At 47.6% G+C, this 19702-nt stretch carries 19 protein-coding genes and 1 riboswitch; of the genes, 16 read left to right on the top strand and 3 right to left on the bottom strand.

Features of this window, described 5'->3' with window-relative positions; translation table 11 throughout:
• Positions 1-36: 36 nt before the first annotated feature.
• From I2H74_RS19185 to I2H74_RS19215, 7 genes are all read left to right on the top strand, one after another.
• Positions 37-1038 carry an ABC transporter substrate-binding protein gene (locus I2H74_RS19185; RefSeq protein ID WP_195575855.1) on the top strand — a complete coding sequence of 334 codons (1002 nt, stop codon included), beginning with the start codon at positions 37-39 and terminating at the stop codon, positions 1036-1038.
• 12 nt (positions 1039-1050) lie between these two features.
• On the top strand, positions 1051-2124 hold the full coding sequence (locus tag I2H74_RS19190) for a FecCD family ABC transporter permease (RefSeq protein WP_420707467.1): 1074 nt from the start codon (positions 1051-1053) through the stop codon (positions 2122-2124).
• A 5-nt stretch (positions 2125-2129) separates the two neighbouring features.
• Positions 2130-2993 (top strand): ABC transporter ATP-binding protein, encoded by an 864-nt coding sequence (locus tag I2H74_RS19195; RefSeq protein WP_195575856.1) that lies wholly within the window; start codon positions 2130-2132, stop codon positions 2991-2993.
• 157 nt (positions 2994-3150) lie between these two features.
• Entirely contained in the window at positions 3151-4206 is a 1056-nt protein-coding gene (gene cobT, locus I2H74_RS19200; protein ID WP_195575857.1) for a nicotinate-nucleotide--dimethylbenzimidazole phosphoribosyltransferase, read from the top strand.
• Complete coding sequence (cobU, locus tag I2H74_RS19205; RefSeq protein WP_195575858.1) at positions 4206-4763, top strand: bifunctional adenosylcobinamide kinase/adenosylcobinamide-phosphate guanylyltransferase; 558 nt, start codon at positions 4206-4208, stop codon at positions 4761-4763. Before cobT ends, cobU begins: the two co-directional genes overlap by 1 nt.
• Complete coding sequence (gene cobS, locus I2H74_RS19210; RefSeq protein WP_195575859.1) at positions 4760-5584, top strand: adenosylcobinamide-GDP ribazoletransferase; 825 nt, start codon at positions 4760-4762, stop codon at positions 5582-5584. Before cobU ends, cobS begins: the two co-directional genes overlap by 4 nt.
• Positions 5585-5604: 20 nt before the next feature.
• Positions 5605-7224, top strand: coding sequence for a cobyric acid synthase (locus tag I2H74_RS19215; protein WP_195575860.1), 1620 nt, complete (start codon positions 5605-5607; stop codon positions 7222-7224).
• 165 nt (positions 7225-7389) lie between these two features.
• On the opposite strand, the gene I2H74_RS19220 is transcribed toward I2H74_RS19215, so the two are convergent.
• Positions 7390-8313, bottom strand: coding sequence for an EcsC family protein (locus I2H74_RS19220; protein ID WP_195575861.1), 924 nt, complete (start codon positions 8311-8313; stop codon positions 7390-7392).
• Positions 8314-8486: 173 nt separating this feature from the next.
• On the opposite strand from I2H74_RS19220, the gene I2H74_RS19225 reads away from it, so the two are divergent.
• From I2H74_RS19225 to I2H74_RS19265, 9 genes are all read left to right on the top strand, one after another.
• Positions 8487-9002: a DUF2179 domain-containing protein gene (locus I2H74_RS19225; RefSeq protein WP_195575862.1), complete on the top strand. Its 516-nt coding sequence runs from the start codon at positions 8487-8489 to the stop codon at positions 9000-9002.
• A gap of 111 nt (positions 9003-9113) precedes the next feature.
• Positions 9114-9253, top strand: a riboswitch (cyclic di-AMP (ydaO/yuaA leader).
• A gap of 244 nt (positions 9254-9497) precedes the next feature.
• Positions 9498-10688, top strand: coding sequence for an ABC transporter ATP-binding protein (locus tag I2H74_RS19230; RefSeq protein ID WP_195575863.1), 1191 nt, complete (start codon positions 9498-9500; stop codon positions 10686-10688).
• Between the two features lie 2 nt (positions 10689-10690).
• Positions 10691-11350 carry an ABC transporter permease gene (locus tag I2H74_RS19235; protein WP_195575864.1) on the top strand — a complete coding sequence of 220 codons (660 nt, stop codon included), beginning with the start codon at positions 10691-10693 and terminating at the stop codon, positions 11348-11350.
• Positions 11351-11371: 21 nt separating this feature from the next.
• Positions 11372-12280, top strand: a complete 909-nt coding sequence (locus I2H74_RS19240) for a glycine betaine ABC transporter substrate-binding protein (protein ID WP_195575865.1) — start codon at positions 11372-11374, stop codon at positions 12278-12280.
• A gap of 20 nt (positions 12281-12300) precedes the next feature.
• Positions 12301-12993, top strand: a complete 693-nt coding sequence (locus tag I2H74_RS19245) for an ABC transporter permease (RefSeq protein ID WP_195575866.1) — start codon at positions 12301-12303, stop codon at positions 12991-12993.
• Between the two features lie 374 nt (positions 12994-13367).
• The gene (locus I2H74_RS19250) at positions 13368-14378 is read left to right on the top strand and encodes an ABC transporter substrate-binding protein (protein WP_229106853.1); all 1011 of its coding nucleotides are present in this window, start codon (positions 13368-13370) and stop codon (positions 14376-14378) included.
• Between the two features lie 246 nt (positions 14379-14624).
• Positions 14625-15632: a FecCD family ABC transporter permease gene (locus tag I2H74_RS19255; RefSeq protein ID WP_229106854.1), complete on the top strand. Its 1008-nt coding sequence runs from the start codon at positions 14625-14627 to the stop codon at positions 15630-15632.
• Complete coding sequence (locus I2H74_RS19260) at positions 15629-16660, top strand: FecCD family ABC transporter permease (RefSeq protein ID WP_195575867.1); 1032 nt, start codon at positions 15629-15631, stop codon at positions 16658-16660. Before I2H74_RS19255 ends, I2H74_RS19260 begins: the two co-directional genes overlap by 4 nt.
• A gap of 21 nt (positions 16661-16681) precedes the next feature.
• Positions 16682-17533, top strand: a complete 852-nt coding sequence (locus I2H74_RS19265; protein WP_195575868.1) for an ABC transporter ATP-binding protein — start codon at positions 16682-16684, stop codon at positions 17531-17533.
• A 603-nt stretch (positions 17534-18136) separates the two neighbouring features.
• Here I2H74_RS19265 and I2H74_RS19270 read toward each other — a convergent pair.
• Positions 18137-18718: a hypothetical protein gene (locus I2H74_RS19270; protein WP_195575869.1), complete on the bottom strand. Its 582-nt coding sequence runs from the start codon at positions 18716-18718 to the stop codon at positions 18137-18139.
• Positions 18719-18730: 12 nt separating this feature from the next.
• Positions 18731-19330, bottom strand: a complete 600-nt coding sequence (locus tag I2H74_RS19275) for a matrixin family metalloprotease (RefSeq protein WP_195575870.1) — start codon at positions 19328-19330, stop codon at positions 18731-18733.
• Between the last annotated feature and the right edge of the window lie 372 nt (positions 19331-19702).

The following is a 19702-nucleotide window of genomic DNA, read 5'->3' on the forward strand; positions in this document are numbered from 1 at the left end:
ACTCGTTAGAAGGAATGATAAGGAGGAACAACCTACATGAAGACATGGTGGAACAAGTCTTTGGTTGTCGTTATGATCGCTGCTTTGACTGTGATGCTTGCTGCATGCGGTGGAAATACAGCCGATACACAAACTACAAGCGATAACCAAGCTGCAGAACAAACAACAAATAACGATACATCGACTGCTACAGATTCGATGAAGACGACATACCCATTGAAGGTAACGGACGCAACAGGTGAAGAGTTTACATTCGAGAAGGCCCCAGAGCGTATTGTATCGGTGTCCCCTGCGGAAACGGAGTCCTTGTTTGCGCTTGGACTTGATCAAGAGATCGTAGGCGTGTCTGACTATGATGATTATCCTGAGGCTGCAACATCAAAGCCTAAGATGGGCGGCATTACGAAGCCGAATGAGGAAGCGATCATTGCGGCTAAGCCAGACATCGTATTCACAGGCATCTCTATGAAGGAAGATGTCGTGAAGAAGTTCCGTGACCTTGGCATCACGATCTTTAAGGTTGATCCAAAGTCTTATGACGATGTGATTAAAAACATTGAATTGTACGGCGAAATTACTGATCGTCAGCAAGAAGCAAAAGCGATTGTAGACAATCTGACAAAAGCGCGTGAAGATGTGCAAGCAGCTGTGAAGGATGTTGCTGCGAAGAAGAAAGTATACGTAGAGTTCTCTCCAGGCTGGACGGTTGGTAAAGGAGAATTCATGAATGAATTGATCGAGATCGCAGGTGCAGAGAATATTGCTGCAGCAGAAACAGGCTGGATCAATATCAATGAAGAAAATATTATTAAAAGCAATCCGGATGTCATTTTATATTCAGCCGGACTTATTGATACAGAGACAAACAAACCACTTGAAGAGTTGATTAAAGGCCGCCAAGGCTGGGATCAGATCACAGCGGTGAAGGACAATCAAGTCATTGGCGTAGACTCCAACTTGATTAGCCGCCCAGGCCCACGTCTGGCAGACGCTCTCAAGGTAGTCGCAAATGCTATTTATCCCGATCTTGTCAAGTAAGATAGGATGTAGATGATGACGGAGAACCAAGTGAAATCAACCAAGGGTTTCAGCCGAATATCAGCAATAGGAGCAGCGGGATTAACGCTGCTCCTATTGTCCATTGTAGGATGCCTCGCTGTTGGCTCGGTGCATATGCCAATCGGCGAGATCACTCGCATATTGCTTCATCATATCCCAGGTCTTGGAGACTGGTTTCCACCTACATGGGAGGATGCTTCCGCACAAATTATGATGAAGGTTCGCCTTCCGCGGGTCATGCTTGCGCTATTTGTTGGAGCCTCGCTAGGGACGGCTGGTGCAGCCTTTCAGGGAGTGCTTCGCAATCCGCTTGCGGATCCTTACACGCTGGGTGTATCTTCAGGCGCCTCTGTCGGAGCGGCTGTGCTCATTACCTTCAATTTGCAGCTGGCATTGTTTGGCCAATGGTCGATCCCGATTGTGGCGTTTGTTACTGCAGTCATGACACTGCTTGTCGTGTTATTGATGGCAAGACATCAAGGGAAGATGGCAATTGAAACGCTGATTCTGTCAGGGGTCGTCGTGAATGCCTTTCTTGGAGCGTTCGTATCCTTTATGGTGTCCATGTCCAAGCAGACGGTGAATGATATATTATACTGGACGATGGGAAGTCTCGCACTGCGAGGCTGGCCTTATGTATCCATCATAGCGCCTTACTTCTTGATAACCTTTATCGTCCTGTGTGCGTATGCAAGACCGCTCAATCTGCTTGCGTTGGGAGAGCGGCAGGCTGCTCATCTTGGACTGCATGTGGAGCGTACGAAGTGGATTGTCCTGCTGACCGCAACACTGGTTACTGCAGGTGCTGTATCGGTATCCGGGGTCATCGGCTTTGTCGGACTTGTTGTTCCGCATATGTTAAGACTGATGATCGGTCCCGATTACCGTCTCCTCATGCCGATGTCTGCCATTGGAGGAGCCATCTATGTAATGTGGGCTGATACCATCGCTCGTTCCATTCTAGCACCAACGGAAATTCCGCTTGGAGTGGTAACCGCCTTTGTTGGCGCACCATTCTTTGCTTACTTGCTAATACGCAACAAGAAAAAACAACGGACGGGGTGAAGCCGATGTCGAATCCTGTGCATCATACGGAATGGGGCAGGCAGGACCACCCTCAGATACATGCGGTCACCCCTAATGCGCTGCAGATTAGAGGGGTGAAGCATGCTTATGGATCAAAGACGATTCTTAAAGAGCTCTCCTTTCATGTGAAAAGCGGGGAATGGGTAGGAATTATTGGCCCCAATGGCAGCGGGAAGTCAACCCTACTGTCCCTCTTATCCCGAGCAGAACGGCTGCAATCCGGACACATCGAGGTGTACGATAAGCCGATTGCGTCCTACAAGCGGAAGGAGCTGTCACAGTTGATGGCCGTCCTTCAGCAGGAGGCGCTTCCTTCACTGCCCTTTACCGTGAGAGAAATTGTGGAGATGGGAAGATTTCCGCATCAATCCTGGTTCGGCAGTGAGAAGACGGATAGTACGAAGCTCGTTGATGATATTATGCGACGGCTTGAACTCACAGAACTTTCAGAGCAGCCGCTTGAACAGCTAAGCGGCGGCCAGCGCCAGCGTGCGGCGTTAGGCAAGCTTATGGCTCAGTCACCAAGCTTGGTATTGCTTGATGAGCCAACGACTTATCTGGATATTCATCATCAGGTACAATTCATGGATGTCATATCCGAATGGCAGCAGGATTGCGGCCTGACGGTTGTGTCCGTATTGCATGACTTGAATCTTGCAGCCTTGTATTGCGACCGAATGATTGTTCTACATCAGGGACACCTTGTAGCAGATGGAGCCCCTGAGGAGATTATGAGCACCAAGATCTTGTCAGAAGTATTCGAGACGAGAACGGTTATCGTCCCCCATCCGGAAGTAGAGAAGCCTCAGGTTCTCGTATGTACCGATAAGTATTCGAAGAATCGTTAAGTCTTAGAACTTTATCTAGGTTCAAACCACCACGATCGCGAGGCCATGGCCTTTGCAGTAACGTGATGCAGCGATCCGATTTCATTTCAACCTATAGGAACATGCATCTAAGAATAAGCATTGAATCGATCAATCACGTATGAATGGAGAGGTTAACATGACAAAACAAACTTGGATTCCAGCAATCCCAGCAATCCATGAGGATATGAAGCAAGCGGCACTTGATCATCAGAATCAGCTCACAAAGCCACCGGGAAGCTTGGGTGTGCTTGAAGGCTTATCGCTTAAGCTCGCGGCAATCGCAGGAGAGGTAAAGCCTTTCTTCGAACGGAAAGCGGTTGTTGTCATGGCTGCAGACCATGGCGTTGTCGAAGAAGGCGTCAGTGCATTCCCTGCGGAAGTGACACCGCAAATGGTGCTCAACTTCCTTCATGGCGGCGCAGGCGTGAATGTGCTCGCACGAGCGGCTTCAGCAGATGTATTCTGTGTGGACGTTGGTGTAAATGCAGAGCTTACACATCCAAAGCTGATCTCTCGCAAGGTGAAGTATGGCACGAACAATATGGCAAAAGGACCTGCGATGTCTCAAGAGGAAGCGATTGAGGCGGTACAAGCAGGTATCGATACCGTATCGGAGCTTGTAAAGCAAGGATACAGCATGTTTGCAACTGGTGAAATGGGAATCGGCAATACGACTGCAAGCGCAGCGATTCTCTGTGCCATGACAGGCATTACGCCAGAGGCAGCTGTTGGCCGCGGTACAGGGATTGGCGATGAGCAGTGGAAGCACAAGTGCGACGTAGTAAGACGTTCTCTTGAGGTGAACAAACCGGATCCGAACGATGGGCTTGATGTGCTTGCTAAGATTGGCGGCTTGGAGATTGCTGGTCTTGTTGGCGTTATCCTTGGAGCGGCGAGTCATGGTGCGCCAGTTGTAATCGATGGCTTTATTTCGACGGCTGCGGCGCTTCTCGCGGCTAATCTCGCTCCAGAAGTGAAGGATTACTTGATTGGCTCACATCTGTCCGAAGAGCAGGGCCATCAAGCACTGCTGCAGCAGCTTGGGCTTACAGCGCCTCTTCATATGAATATGCGCTTAGGAGAAGGAACAGGCGCAGCTTTGATGTTCCAATTGGTTGATGCATCCTGCCGCATTATGCGCGAGATGGCGACATTTGCAGAAGCAGGCGTATCTGGGAAAGAGGAAGCGTGATGAGCGGACGGATCATCTTCGTAACGGGAGGAGCAAGAAGCGGCAAGAGCACGTTTGCGGAAGCTTATGTTCGCAAGCATGCGCCGGGTGGAGCCCTTTACGTTGCCACTGCCGAGGCTCATGACGAGGAGATGCAAGAGCGGATCAGGCTTCATCAGGAGGATCGAGAGAAGGCCCATTATGCATGGGATACGGCAGAGTGTCCTAGACAGCTGCCTGCCTTCCTCAGCTCTTGCGAGGGAAAAACAGTGCTTGTGGACTGCTTGACGATATGGCTCTCGAATGAACTGCTTGCTCTTGAGCAGGAGGCGGATTGCGACGAGCGATTGAATCAAGCGATGCAGGAGCTGGTTGATGCGGCAAGCGAATATCCTGGCACGCTCGTCTTTGTATCGAACGAGGTAGGAAGCGGGGTTGTCCCTGCCTATAAGCTTGGACGAGTGTTCCGCGATGCGGCAGGCCGCCTTAATCAGCAGATAGCAAAACGGGCGGAAGAGGTTTATCTCGTGACTGCGGGAATCCCGATTGAGTTGAAAAAGCGGATGGTGGAGCTATGAAGGCATGGGCACAGGCCATTGTAGCTGCGATTCAATTTTTGACTCGGATTCCGATCCCAGTCCAAGTTCCGTTTACTCCAAATATTTTAAAGCGGAGTACGGTGTTCTTTCCCGTTACGGGATTGCTCATCGGATTGATCACATGGGGAGCGGGACTTCTGTTCGGAAGTCTGCTCCCTCCATGGCCTGCTGCGGCCTTTGTACTGGTTGTGATGATTATGCTGACCGGCGGACTGCATTTGGATGGGCTTATGGATACCGCGGATGGATTATTAAGCGGCAGAACCGTGGAGCGAATCCTAGAGATTATGAAGGACAGCCGTGTCGGAGCTATGGGGGTTATCGTCTGCTTTATTGTGCTGCTGCTGCAATGGTCGATGATAGCAACTCTGCTTCAATATGACGCTTGGGGTCTCTTCGTCGTTCTTCCTTTTCTCGGAAGCCGATTCGCGATGGTATGGGCGATTGCGAAAGAACCGCATGCTAGAGCAGATTCAGGATTAGGCGTCCTATTCCATGGCATAAAGGGTATGTATTTGGTCGTTGCCTTTATGCTTCTTTTCCTCTTTTCTTCGTTAATGCTGCTAGGAGATGTTACCTGGTTATCCTCCTATGGCATCGTTAGCGGCTTGGAGCATTGGCGTTTAAGACCAGAATACTTTTTGATCGTCTTTTTATTGCTGAGCCTGCTGCTCTCGTTTGCCCTCTCAAGAGGCATTTCGCGCAAGCTGGGCGGACTGACGGGAGATACCTACGGCTGTATTGCAGAGTTGTCTTTGACCTTGCTGTTTATGACCGTAGTGATGAATCTTAACTTGTAAGAGTAGAAAGAAGGATCCATATGACTCACGAACATCCAGTGTCAAAGCCTGTGCAAGGCCGGGCGATCATGCTTCAGGGGACTGCCTCTGATGTCGGGAAAAGTGTGGTTACCACCGCATTGTGCCGCATTTTTAAACAGGATGGCTATAAGGTGGCTCCATTCAAATCGCAAAACATGGCGCTTAATTCCTATGTAACGCCTGACGGGAAGGAAATCGGGCGGGCGCAAGGGGTGCAGGCGGAAGCCTGCGGGATACTGGCGACGACAGATATGAATCCTGTGCTGATTAAGCCTATGCAGGATATGCAGTCACAAGTTGTGGTGCATGGCAAGCCTTATTTGAATATGAGCGCTCGCAATTATCGATCGGACTTTTTGCCTGTGGCTAAGGATATCGTTACGTCTGCGATGAACAGGCTGAAAGAGGAATACGATATCGTGGTGATGGAGGGTGCCGGAAGTCCAGCGGAGATCAACCTGAAGCAGAATGATATCGTGAACATGAATATGGCGAAATGGGCGGATGCGCCTGTTATCCTTGTAGCTGATATTGATAGAGGCGGGGTATTTGCTTCTATCGTGGGCACGCTGGAACTACTTGAGCCAGATGAGAGAGATCGAGTCGTAGGCTTTATTATCAATAAGTTCCGAGGGGATGTAGAGCTGCTTCGTCCGGGTCTGACCTGGCTGGAGGAGCGTACAGGCAAGCCCGTGCTTGGCGTGCTTCCGTATGCCAATGATCTGGACATTGAAGCGGAAGATTCCGTTCAATTGGAACAATGGAAGGGCAGAGTTGATCCAGAGAATGATCTGGACATTGCGGTTATGGCTCTTCCTCGCATCTCCAACTTCACGGATATCGATCCGCTTCATGCGGAAGCTGATGTTCGCGTAAGATATGTGCGCCGTGTAGAAGAGCTTGGCAGTCCAGATATTATTCTTATTCCCGGGACGAAGAGCACGATTGCAGATCTGGAATGGCTTCGTGCTACTGGACTTGCGCAGGGGATTGAGGATATACGCAAGCTTCGTCAGCTGGAAGGGAAGGAAACGCATGTCGTAGGCATTTGCGGCGGCTATCAGATGCTTGGCCTGAAGCTTGAAGACCCATACGGTGCAGAGGCAGAGCCTGGAACTGAGGTTCTCGGCTTAGGGCTTCTTCCTGTGAGGACATCATTTTTGCTGGAGAAGCGAACGGAGCAGGTAAAGGGCAAGATTGCAGCGAAGCATGGCAAGTGGCAGAGCCTGCACAAGGAAGAGCTGACTGGGTATGAGATTCATATGGGAACGTCCACCCATGATTCGGCGGGTCATCATGAGTTATTGCCTTTCTCACAGCTCTGCTCTACTGGATCTCATGAAGTAGAGGAAGAGCCAATCCTGCTAGAAGGGGCGGTTAGTGAGGATGGGCTCGTGTTTGGCACGTATTTGCACGGCGTGTTTCATCACGATTCGTTCCGCCGTCATTGGTTGAACATGGTCCGTTCAAGCAAAGGCTTGCCGGCACTGCCTATCACGCTTCACTATCAGGAGAAGCGTGAGCAGGCCTATGATCGCCTTGCCGATCTTACTCGGAAGCATCTTAACATGGAGCTTATCCACTCTTATTTGAAGAATGAAGCAAATGATAAGGAATGAGCAAACGTTTATTGCGTATCATTTGCTCAACATCCAATGATCTATAATTATCACGGAGTCTTCTATGCATGGCCTCCTTGCAGCAAGATATGATGAAAGTCTTCTTGCTGCAAGGAGGTTTATATATGAGAGGCTTCTCGGCTTCCCCATAAAGGTACACCTATATCACCATTTCGGCTCAAGATCGTCTATCAATCCTTGTTGATCTGAATCTCCCATTTCAGCGCTTGTACGCTCTTTTATCTGAGCTTGAATCGCACGCTTTTTGTACATCATTTGCGCTGTTTCCGCGACATCATGGATGTGGGAGCGGTTCATGATAGAGCCGATCGCGATCCCTGCAATAGGAACGATCTGAAAGAGCTTCTTCCAGCCGAGATTGTCGGCGAAGGCGATGACGGCTTCTCTCCAGCCTTGAAGCTCCGATAAGGTTTCGCGTGAGCGCTCCATCTCATCAAAGTGAGACAGCTCATTCAGAATGGTCTGCTTGCCCACAATGTCGGAGGAGACGAATTGCAAGCATTTGACGACAAATACGCGCTCCTGCTTCTCATTGGGGTCGAAGCCGTAGGCGATCGCCGTATCTTGAATAACCTTAAGAGACATGCCAAGAATGGCAGGAATATCAATGCTTAAGGTGAAAATGCCACCGATTCCAGTTGCAGCGCCCTGAATGCTTGCAACCGACTTTAAGTCCTCCCTCATTTGCTTTGCGGTATAATCCTTTACCGCGAGAGGCAGATGTTTGACGTCCCCCAGACGATATTCTGACTGTTGAACCTTTGGCATGCCCTCTGCGTCGATAGACAGCCCTTTTTGCCTGCAATATTCCGTATAGTTCGCTTGCAGCTTGTTCAGCACTTGTTTTTCGGATACAAGATATTTGCCGCCACTCTGAATGTAGCTGCCAAGTTCATCAAGCAGAGAACCTAATTTGCGCTGGACAGCCTTAGGTGTAAGCTTATCCAGAAATTGAAAGGGAAGCCTTCCAATCTTCTCCCAGAACCATAAATCCTTCTGCTCCTTTTCCCATGTCGTAATCTCATGTAATTCAAGCTCCAGCTGCTCCTTCGTTTCAAAAGGCGTCATTTCTGTCTCCCCTTCGTATATCGATAGATCGGTTCGTTAATCCTTCCATGTATAGCCTTTTACGCTCAATAAATAAGCGACGTTTCACATTTATTGGTTGAGCAAACGAAAATGAGGGTAATGGAAAGGAATGCATCGATGAGAGGCATGGCTTTTGGTAAGGGGGAAACATTGTGCTGGGTCTTTTAGCAACGATCTTTGTCATCCAAATTGTATACGTGTCCTGCTTAACCCTTCGAATGATCCTGACTCTAAAGGGACAAAAATATTTGGCGGCAGCTATCGCGTTTGTTGAGATTACGATCTATGTATTGGGTCTTAATATGGTGCTGAAATATTTGGATCAGCCTATTAGCCTCATTGTATACGCCGCGGGATACGGTCTTGGCGTACTGACTGGTTCCTGGATCGAGAACAAGCTTGCCCTTGGGTATGTTACGCTTCGCGTGATTATCAATGATCCAAGAAGCACCCTGCCGAACCAACTCCGTGATCTTGGATATGGGGTGACGACGTGGATGGGTTACGGGCGAGACGGGGAACGGCTAATGCTTGAAGTGCTTGCTCGCCGCAAGAATCAAGCGCGTCTTTATCAGACGATCGTCGACATTGATCCGAAGGCCTTTATCGTTACGTTAGAGCCGACTCAGTTCCACGGCGGCTTCTGGACAAGGGCTAGCAAGCGATAATGAATTTTGACTTTATTTTCCAAGAATATTCATGAAATGGACCCAATATAATCAGATAAGCGATAAGAACAGTGGGATATAAGGGTTGACGAATATTCAAATATTCGATACCCTAGATATATGCTTAATTTTCTTTCATGAAAAGAAAAGCGGGGGAACCACGTTTTGGGGCGAGTCACAGCATAGCCTGTGTAGGAAACCATCTTTTCCGAGTCCGTCAGCTAACCTCGTCAGCTGTAGATGGGGCTAAACTTATTCATTTTAGAATTGATGGCCTGAGTGATCAGGCTTTTTCTATTCTTGTAAGCCCTAGCAGCGGGATGATCTCGATGACGATCATCTTCTTGTTAGGGTTTTTCTTTTTTGGACATAACAAAGTGTAAGGAGTTGGTTGAATTCTTATTGCTGTGACTTATTATACAAAAATGTGTTTAAAGTCTAAAAAATGTGTGTAAAGGTAAAATAGACAAAAAACAGCAGTGGGGTGACATGCGAATGATTGAATTCCAACATGTAAATAAGGTTTATGATGATGGCTTTCAGGCTTTGACTGACATCAATCTAACGATAAAAAAGGGAGAACTTACAGCATTCATCGGTCCAAGTGGTAGCGGTAAATCCACGACAATGAAGCTGATTAATCGATTAATTACTCCTTCCTCCGGTAAAGTACTCATCAACGGCGAAGACATTATGACGAAGAACCCCGTTGAGCTCCGACGCAACATTGGCTACGTCATTCAAAATGTAGGGCTCTTCCCACACATGACGATCGGCAAGAATGTAGCCGTAATCCCTCAACTTAAAAAATGGGATCCATCCAAAATCGAACCGCGTGTCGACGAACTGATGCGAATGGTTAACCTTGATCCAGAAGTTTATCGTGACCGCTACCCATCCGAACTTAGCGGCGGGCAGCAGCAGCGCATCGGCGTTATCCGTGCACTTGCTGCAGATCCGGATATCATCCTGATGGATGAACCGTTTAGTGCGCTTGACCCGATCAGCCGTGAGCAATTGCAGGATGAATTGATTCGTTTGCAAGAGGAACTGAATAAGACGATTATCTTCGTAACGCATGATATGGATGAAGCGATTAAGGTAGCAGATACGATTGTGCTGATGAAGGATGGGAAGATCGTGCAGACGGGCACGCCTGAAAGCATTCTCCGACATCCGGCGAATGACTTTGTACGCACCTTCATCGGACAGAAGCGCCTTGAAGATGAAACCAATGAGAATGGAACCGTAGATACTGAATCGATTCGCGTTTCGAGTGTTGCAGAAGTGATGGTGACACAGCCGGCTACGATCACGCCGAACCGGGGTCTTGCAGAGGCGATCAAGATTATGTCTGGCCGCAAGGTAGACAGCTTGTTTGTCGTCGATCGCAACCGCAAGCTGCTTGGCATTGTGTCCATCTATCGCATGATGAAGCAATATGGAGAAGAGAACATGACCGTCAAGGACATTATGCGTCCGATCGGATATCAGGTTTCTCCGGGCACATCGCTGCCAGAGGCTGTGGAGATCATGAGTAACGCACGCTTGACGAATCTTGCCGTTGTAGATGATGATGGACGCCTTGTCGGACTTCTGACTCGGGGTAGTATCGTACAGCACTTGAATGAGGTATATCCGACGATCGTTGAACAGTTTGCCTCGAACCTCGGAGAGGAGGCGTAAGCATGAATGGACTGATGACCTTCTTACAAGAACGGGCAGGGGACATAGGCGTTGCCCTGCAGGAGCATCTCCTCATTACCGTATCCTCTGTACTGCTAGGCTGCCTCATATCCATACCGCTTGGCATCTTGCTCGTCTATAACCGCTTCAAGTGGCTAAACAGCCTTGTATTCTTTCTTGCCAATCTGCTTCAGACGATACCAAGTCTAGCTTTGCTTGCGATCTTAATTCCTTTGCTTGGGATCGGATTAAAGCCAGCTATTATTGCGTTATTTCTGTATTCCATCATGCCGATCCTGCGGAACACCTATGACGGCTTCCAATCTGTAGATCCAAGTGTTCTGGAATCTGCTAGAGGGATTGGTTATGATGCGAAGCAGCGCATTCTAAAGATACAGCTGCCGCTGTCCTTGCCTTACATTATGTCAGGCATAAGAATTACGACGGTATACATTATCAGCTGGGCGACGCTTGCGACCTTGATTGGCGCAGGCGGACTTGGACAATTAATTGTATCGGGTCTTGGAACCAATAAATTGGAGCTTATCGTGACAGGCGCGGTAGGAGCGATTGTTCTTGCTCTTATAACCGATGCATTGCTTGGATGGATTGAACGGATTCTGACGAAGAAATACGGCCGTACGAGCTCAGTAACAGCCTAACAGGAAGGAGAGGTATCGGATATGACCAAACAACGAAGAACCTTAACAGCCGGTATCATGGCCCTGTTGGTTGCGATGACGACATTTCTTACCGGCTGCGGTACAGGTAATCAAATTATCATTGGGACGCAGACTTTTACAGAGACCAAGATATTGGCTGAAATGTATAAAGGATTGATCGAGGATCGCTCTGATCTTAGCGTTAAGGTTATTCCAGACCTTGCCGCAAGCCCGCTTGTTCTTACGTCATTACGAAAGGGAGAATTGGACATGGGGACTCTCTACAGCGGAGAGATCTTCAATGGCTATTTCCCGATTGAAGAGACGAAGGATCGTGAACGTGTGCTGCAGCAAGCTCAGGAAGGCTTTAAGAAAACGTTTGATTTAGTATGGATGGATTCACTCGGATTTGAAAATACGTACGCCTTTACCGTTCGCAGACAACTTGCCGAGGAAAGAGGCTATAAAAAGATTTCGGATGTTGAAAAGGATGCCGACAATCTGCGCCTTGGGGTGGATACCACTTGGATGGAGCGCCCAAGCGACGGCTATCCGGCTTTCCAGAAAGCTTATGGCTTCAAATTCAAGCAGGAGTATCCGATGGAGCAAAGCTTGGTATACCAAGCGGCTTCCAATCAGCAGGTGGATATCGTGCTCGCTTATTCGACCGATCCACGCTTAAAGGAATATGATCTCGTCACACTAGAAGACGATAAGCAATTCTTCCCGCCATTCGACGCATCGCCAGTTATTCGAGGCGAGGTCGCAAAGGAGTACCCTGAGATTCAGCAGGTCGTGCAGGAACTGATTGGGAAGATCGATGCTCAAACGATGATTGATTTGAGCTATCAAGTGGACATTGAGAAAAAGAGCGAACGTGAAGTCGCCATGAAATATTTAGAAGACCAAGGCTACCTGACGAAGAAGTAGGACCTAGAAAGGAGGAGCATATGGATTATCAGTGGACGTTTTCAGATTTGATATCCTATATGAGCCGCAACTCGGGGCTCTTGTGGGAATACTTTGTATCTCACGTCATCATGGTGTTAAGCGGTGTTGGTCTTGCGATCATCATCGGAATCCCGCTTGGCATTCTAGCCTCTAGAAATGAGAAGCTTGGCAAGCTGATTCTAGCCGTAACAAATATTTTGCAGGTCATTCCGAGCTTGGCTTTGCTTGTTCTATTGATGCTTGTCATCGGGCTGGGAACGAAGACGGTCATTATCGGACTTCTATTCTATTCCTTGAACCCTATCGTGCGAAATACGTATGTGGGTCTCAAGCAGGTAAACCCAAGCTATATCGAAGCGGGACGCGGTATCGGAATGAGCCCCTTGCAGCTGCTTCTTAAGGTTAGATTCCCGCTATCCTTGACCTATATCATGTCTGGCTTGCGGATTGCGGCAGTTATCGCGATTGGAGTCGTTACCATAGCACCGCTGGTCGGCGGAGACGGACTTGGCCGCGAGATCTACGCCGGAATCAACGGCCAGAACCCGATGCGCATCTACGCGGGTGCTATTCCGGCCGCACTGCTTGCGATTGTATCCGACCTTGTGCTCGGCTACTTCCAGCGCAAGCTGAAGTTTGACGATCGCAAATCGAAACGCAGCACAGCAGGAACGAACAAAGCTACGACCTAATCGCAGTTTTTAACCCGTATCATCCTGTTAAGGACGAGGCAATCAAATGTTGACATAGTGCTGTAAAGTTTGTCATGTTTGGAAGCAAAATAGCTCACACTAATCTGAAAGGAGCGGTGTGGGCTATTTTTATGCGCTAAAAGGGATGTGTCTCATTTGAGCAAGAGAAGGAAGCCAACCATGCATGAATATTAGAAAGCCTGAATCGTTTCATGTACCCGTTAGTCTTGATAAGGGAGAGGTAGTTTTAGGAAGCCTTTTCAAACGACAAAGAGGAAATAAAATGGTATTGACAACGGTAATGATAATCATTATCATTCATTACAGAGTTTCATTATGATCAGCATTGCATGGGTTACTACAGGAGGAAGAATATGCTTGGAATGAATCGTTTTACCCCTTTTCGTAAATCATCCTTTCTATTGACTAGCGTTATCGTGCTCGCACTGCTTCTATCGGCATGCGGCACGGCAAAAGAAGAAGCAAATCCTGCTTCAAATCAAACGGCTCAGTCCGGTCAGACTGCTTCGAATGGTCAAGCGGAAGCAAAAGAAAAGGTTATGAAAGATGCGATGGGACATGAAGTTACAATCCCAGCGAAGCCATCTCACCTTATCGCTTCCTACTTGGAGGACCATCTGGTGGCGTTAGGCGTGAAGCCTGCTGCACAATGGTCTGTGCCGAATGGCATACAGGATTATTTGGCTGATGGCCTGGAAGGGGTACCGACGATTCCATATAATTTACCGGTCGAAGACGTTTTGAGTCATGAACCGGATTTGTTGATTATTGGAGACGAATCATCCGTTCAGAATGGGTTGTATGATCAATACGCGAAGATCGCACCGACATATGTGCTCGGTACAGAGACGACGAAGGATTGGCGTGCAGCCTTGAAGAAGATCGGGGACATTCTGAATCTCTCGGATAAAGCCGATCAAGTATTGAAGGATTATGAACAGAAGGAAGCAGATACCAAGGAGAAGCTGAAGCCGCTAGGCGAACGTTCAGCAGCCATTCTATGGCTGACGAATAAGCAATTCTTCCTCGTTGACGAGACGGTATCGAGCGGCGCGGTTCTTTACGGAGATCTCGGCATTAAGCCTCCGAATCTGGTGAGTGAGATTCCTGCCGGGTCCCGTGCCAGCTGGAATCCGATCACGCTCGAGAAGCTTGCGGAGCTCGACGCTGATGATATCTTCATAGTTAACAGCGATAAAGCAACAGGAGCAGATGAAGTCACAAACACAGCATTATGGCAAAGCATCCCTGCGGTGAAAGCAGGCAACGTGCATGAAATGGATCCAAAAGGAAGCTGGCTCTACAGCGGTGCTGTAGCGGGTTCAAAGATCATGGATGATGTAGTGAAGGCGCTAACGCCTTAATCGGGATTATGTCTATATTACTGTTAACGTCACAATGAATCCTGCGTTGCAACGTGTTTCATCTATATGATCAATTGCTTGAAGGCGACAGTGATCTGCCTGTCTTCAATTCACATCGGACATATCGTCGGGGAAGAAGAGAGGCTTCGACCATCCTTGAAGGAGATCTTAGCCTCCACTTCTCTGATTCCATTAAGGAAAGTACGTGCGATGAGAGATTACGGAATCAGGGAGGCGCCTCTCATCATGAAGGTTCATGCAAGACCTGGCCGAGCGCTGGCTATGATTGTCCTTGGGCTAGTGGCCTTAGGATTAGCGCTTGCCGCATCCATTTCATTTGGTGCCGTGAAGCTTTCGCTTTCAACGGTATGGGACGCTTTATTTCATTATCAAGTCGATGATCGGCAGCATCAAGTTATCTGGGAGCTTCGCCTGCCGCGAGCATTAGCCGGAGCGCTTGTAGGCGCCGCTTTTTCTGTATCTGGTGCGCTGCTTCAAGGACTGACGCGCAATCCCTTAGCGGACTCTGGGCTATTAGGCATTAACGCTGGCTCAGGTCTTGTGCTCGCTGTTTGCTTCGCCTTTTTTCCAACGGTACCCTTTCTTGGATTAATGGGTTGGTCCTTTGTTGGGGCTGCAATGGGGGCCCTGATGATTTACGGGATCAGCAGAGCATCTAAGGGCGGCCTAACTCCAGTAAGAATGGCGCTTGCAGGTGCTGCAATCAGTGCGATGCTTATTGCGGTCAGTGAAGGCATCGCGATTATGTTCAACGTATCACAAGACTTAGCCTTTTGGTATTCTGGTGGAATTGCTGGCGTAAAGTGGATGCAAGTAGAGCTTCTATGGCCTTGTATCGTGATTGGGATCGTTCTTGCCATCATCATGGGGAGATCGCTATCCTTGCTGGGTCTTGGCGAGGAGACAGCGGCAGGACTTGGCCTACATATTCAAGTCATCAAAAGCATGATTATCTTTATCGTGATTCTGCTGTCCGGAGCATCGGTTGCCGCAGCAGGCTCGATAAGCTTTATTGGATTAATTGTTCCTCATACGGTGCGCGGGCTCGTTGGCTCCGACTATCGATACATCATTCCTTGTTCAGCTGTACTAGGAGCTCTTCTTGTTGTCCTAGCGGATATTGGTGCTAGGCTGTTGAATCCTCCTTTGGAAACTCCTATTGGCGCGCTTATCGCACTAATCGGAGTCCCTTTCTTCTTTGTGTTGGCTAGACGGGAGGGAGGATCGCTATGAGAGCGAATGCTGCAAATGCCACCAACCCCCGTTTGAAGCGAACTTGGACCGTCTTAGGAATTGCAACGGTGCTGATTATGGTGATGGTCATCGTAAGTCTCAACTCAGGCACGATCCGTCTATCGCCTAGTGAAGTATGGTCTACCCTGATGGGTCAGGGCACCTCCAAGCAGCAATTAATATTAATCGAGTTTCGCCTGCCTCGTATTGTCATTTCGATTCTGATCGGGGCGGGACTTGCCATAGCGGGAGCTATCCTCCAAGGCATCACGAGGAATGTGCTTGCCGATCCCGGGATTTTGGGAATTAACGCAGGGGCAGGGCTTGCTGTACTGTTGTTTATTTCATTCTTTCCGCTGGATCAGAGCAGCAATATATTCACCATGCCAGTCGCCGCGCTGGTGGGGGCAGGTCTTACTGCAGCCATCATCTATCTGTTGTCTTATAAAAAAGGGAGAGGCATTCATCCCATACGACTCGTTCTCGTTGGGATCGGAGTTGCAGCAGGCATACAGGCGGCCATGATTGTACTCTCCATCAGGCTTGACCCGACCAACTATCAAGCCATTGCCATCTGGCTTGCTGGCAATATTCGCGGCAGCAATTGGACTTATGTGATTGCGATGCTGCCCTGGCTCCTGATCCTGCTGCCATACGTTTGGTCACGATCAAGGACTTTGGACATCTTGTCGCTTGGTGATCAAGTCGCAACTGGATTAGGCGTTCAGGTGGAGAAGGCGCGTCTTGGTCTGCTCGCTGCGGCAGTCATGCTCTCTGGAGCGTCCGTAGCGGTGGGGGGAGGAATTGGGTTTGTTGGATTGATCGCTCCTCATCTTGCAAGAAGGCTGGTTGGTCCCGGCCATCAGGAGATGCTGCCTGCTTCAGCTTTCCTTGGCGGCCTGCTTGTTCTTACAGCAGATACGCTTGCTCGTGTGCTGCTGCCCTCGGGTGAAATTCCGACGGGAATCGTTGTCGCAGTAATCGGCGCGCCATATTTTCTATACTTATTGGTTACGACCAAAGCATAATGGAACAGGGGGAACATGCTAATGACACGCTTAATAACCTCAGGATTAGATGTGGCATACGAAGATCGATTGATTGTAAAAGGGTTGAATCTCTCGATACCGGCAGGGAAGATTACCGCTTTGGTGGGCTCTAACGGCTCCGGTAAATCGACGATCTTGAAGACGATGGCGAGAATTATGAAGCCAAAGGCTGGGCAAGTGCTGCTGGATGGCAAATCGATTCATCAGCAAACGACGAAGGAAGTGGCTCGCCAACTTGCCATTCTGCCTCAGAATCCAACGGCGCCAGATGGACTCACGGTAAAAGAGCTGATTTCTTACGGCCGCTTTCCATATCAAAAGGGATTCGGCAATTTGAGCAAGCAGGATCATGAGGCTATTGTGAGTGCCATTGAGGTTACCGGCTTAGCCGAGTTTGCGGATCGCTCTGTCGATCATCTCTCCGGTGGTCAGCGCCAACGCGCATGGATTGCGATGGCACTCGCTCAAGAGACAGATATTCTCTTCCTGGATGAGCCGACGACATTCCTGGATATGGCTCATCAGCTGGAGGTTCTTAAGCTGCTTCAGAAGCTGAACGAGGAAGAAGGCCGCACCATTGGGATGGTTGTGCACGATCTGAACCATGCCACGCGCTATGCGCAGCATATGGTATGCATTAAGCAGGGCTCCGTCCTTGGAGAAGGTACACCGGAGGAAGTCGTAACACCTGATCTGCTAAGAGAGGTATTCGGCATAGAAGCGGATATCGTTCCAGATCCGCGCACTGGAGTGCCGTTGTGCTTGCCTTATGAGCTGACACGTATAAGTGGAAGCGAGGAGAAGCAGGAAGAGGCGGAGGCCATGGCGCAAGTCGCTAGCACCATTGCTTAAAAATCAAAATGAGCGTTATTTTCAATAATATAAAGGAAGACGATATAATAAGGTCCCTGTATTCGTACAGGGGCCTTTTGAACTTATTTAACGGACGGATTGATCAGAGAGGATAACGCTTCTTAAAATATTTCTCTAGGTAAAAATAATTGCATCAATATAAAAATATTTCGTTCGTGTAATCTTGTAGGTGAGGTTTACTTGAAGCCTACGAAGATGCTTGAACGATGAACACATTCCACTGCAAACATTATGCTGCTTAGGTGAAGGCATTGGCATGTTGTCCACAGCTTTATAAAGAGATACGGCTCCATTACGATACAAGAAATGTAGATCGCTTGGGGCTCATAATCTTTAGGTAGTTGTGATGTATAAGCAAATGAGTCTGCGGCTATAATTTTTTCACTTGCATCTCTGCAAGGATAATTAACTGCTTGGTGGCAGAGATTACGAAATGAGAACTGCTAATATCTATTCACTCGCTGATCATTTCGAGTTACGTGATCGCTACAAGGATACTAAAAGAGTCCTACTTCCCCCTAAGTAGCTAATGTACGATCAATAATTTATCAGATAAAAGAAGTAAGGTGGGAGAGTCCCACCTTATTTTAGTTCCTGAGAAAAATTCGTTTTTATTTCAGTAAAAATGCTTTGCTTACCTGGGCTTCCTTTTGAGTCATCTGAATCAGTTCCATCAAGATTGAATTTACCTGCCTGCATATTAATTACACTGTACTGACCAGAGGTGTTCTTGCCTAAAAATATCAAATATTTACTGCCTTTTTTCATTTCGGTATATCCTTCTGTTGCATATCTCTCTTTTCCTGTAAGAGTCTGCCGTACACCAATAGGTTCAAGAATTGTTAAATCAGCAAAGCCCTCTTCGGGTCCTTTTAACACTTTTTCAACTTTAATCTCTGTAGAGGTAACAATATACATAATACCACCCAGAGAGTTTGTTCCCATTTCAACTTCTCGATCTTCAAAGTCTTTAATTGGACTCCCGATAACAACCAGATCAGCATCTGAGAATAATGCCTTTGCTGTTGAAAAACCTTTATAAGTCGATGACGAATACACGTCACGAACCGAATTATAAATAGCAAAATAATAGTAACATGCGCCAACCGCAAGAATAACAGCTAAAGCAAGAGAAATAACCACAATTTTCTTTTTAAGTAACATTGCACTATCCTCCTAATTTCCCCATTTGTATTTCAATTCACCTTTATCATAGTCAGAAGGTGCAGTTATATTGTGATTTACAAATGAGTCACTTCCTGACGCCATGACTGATTGGGACCTTAAAGTTGAGTTTGTTTCATTTGTATGTGCCAATCCAAGCGAATGTCCAAGCTCATGTACCGCCACATTCTTCTTATTAGTGTCGTTATTCATACCGTCTGCGACCATGTTATTATCAAAAATATAGATAACACTATAATCCCAATTGCTTAGATTCGGGTCTTGCTTTGTACCATAATGAAAAGTTTGCCCATAGTGATGCTCTATAGGATTATATCCGATATAGAACTGATCAGTAGATGGGGAGGGAGTTGTATTTGATCCAATGCTTCCAATGCTAACTTTTGAAGAGATCCCTGTCCATTTCGAACGTGCCCAGTCAACTTGTGTAGTGTATCCTTTTTGGGCAACAGTATGATCGTACCAAACATTGAAATTACCAGTTGTTCTTTTGTAACCAAAAACAGTTGCATTTGCTGCGATAGGTATTGCAGTGGCTAGAACCGATAACGTGACGATAGATGTGATGATTACTTTAGATTTCTTTTTCAATTTTCCTTTACCTCCATATCTCACTTTGCATCCCAAAAAATTTATTACATCATTTAACAATGTTGGGAATAGCCATTCAATCCTTAAAGGGCTATAATTTTCAGCGAGTAGATAGGCTTGTTGGCTTAAAATAAGTCGAGAAAGGTCAAAAATTCTTTATTGATCATTTGGATCATCGGTAAATAGAATCGAAAGGGAGGAACAGTATAAACGGATGGCATAATTGAAAGTATGATTAAAAGGGTAACTTTGTTGTCGAATGACAAGAACATAGGGACATTTCAAACCGCGTAGATTGCGGTTTTTTTGCTTTATGTCCTCAACTTCTTGTCATTATCATTTGACAAGAAGTTGAGGACATTTCCGTTTTTG

Source organism: Paenibacillus sp. 1001270B_150601_E10, assembly GCF_015558675.1.
In the GTDB taxonomy this organism is placed as follows: Bacteria; Bacillota; Bacilli; order Paenibacillales; family Paenibacillaceae; genus Paenibacillus_B.

Coding starts and splice junctions, on each gene's coding strand:
- I2H74_RS19265 (WP_195575868.1), top strand. CDS start 16,682: ATGACACGCTTAATAACCTCAGGATTAGATGTGGCATACGAAGATCGA.
- I2H74_RS19185 (WP_195575855.1), top strand. CDS start 37: ATGAAGACATGGTGGAACAAGTCTTTGGTTGTCGTTATGATCGCTGCT.
- I2H74_RS19190 (WP_420707467.1), top strand. CDS start 1,051: ATGATGACGGAGAACCAAGTGAAATCAACCAAGGGTTTCAGCCGAATA.
- I2H74_RS19250 (WP_229106853.1), top strand. CDS start 13,368: ATGCTTGGAATGAATCGTTTTACCCCTTTTCGTAAATCATCCTTTCTA.
- I2H74_RS19195 (WP_195575856.1), top strand. CDS start 2,130: ATGTCGAATCCTGTGCATCATACGGAATGGGGCAGGCAGGACCACCCT.
- cobU (WP_195575858.1), top strand. CDS start 4,206: ATGAGCGGACGGATCATCTTCGTAACGGGAGGAGCAAGAAGCGGCAAG.
- I2H74_RS19215 (WP_195575860.1), top strand. CDS start 5,605: ATGACTCACGAACATCCAGTGTCAAAGCCTGTGCAAGGCCGGGCGATC.
- cobT (WP_195575857.1), top strand. CDS start 3,151: ATGACAAAACAAACTTGGATTCCAGCAATCCCAGCAATCCATGAGGAT.
- I2H74_RS19240 (WP_195575865.1), top strand. CDS start 11,372: ATGACCAAACAACGAAGAACCTTAACAGCCGGTATCATGGCCCTGTTG.
- I2H74_RS19245 (WP_195575866.1), top strand. CDS start 12,301: ATGGATTATCAGTGGACGTTTTCAGATTTGATATCCTATATGAGCCGC.
- I2H74_RS19270 (WP_195575869.1), bottom strand. CDS start 18,718: ATGTTACTTAAAAAGAAAATTGTGGTTATTTCTCTTGCTTTAGCTGTT.
- cobS (WP_195575859.1), top strand. CDS start 4,760: ATGAAGGCATGGGCACAGGCCATTGTAGCTGCGATTCAATTTTTGACT.
- I2H74_RS19255 (WP_229106854.1), top strand. CDS start 14,625: ATGAAGGTTCATGCAAGACCTGGCCGAGCGCTGGCTATGATTGTCCTT.
- I2H74_RS19260 (WP_195575867.1), top strand. CDS start 15,629: ATGAGAGCGAATGCTGCAAATGCCACCAACCCCCGTTTGAAGCGAACT.
- I2H74_RS19235 (WP_195575864.1), top strand. CDS start 10,691: ATGAATGGACTGATGACCTTCTTACAAGAACGGGCAGGGGACATAGGC.
- I2H74_RS19220 (WP_195575861.1), bottom strand. CDS start 8,313: ATGACGCCTTTTGAAACGAAGGAGCAGCTGGAGCTTGAATTACATGAG.
- I2H74_RS19230 (WP_195575863.1), top strand. CDS start 9,498: ATGATTGAATTCCAACATGTAAATAAGGTTTATGATGATGGCTTTCAG.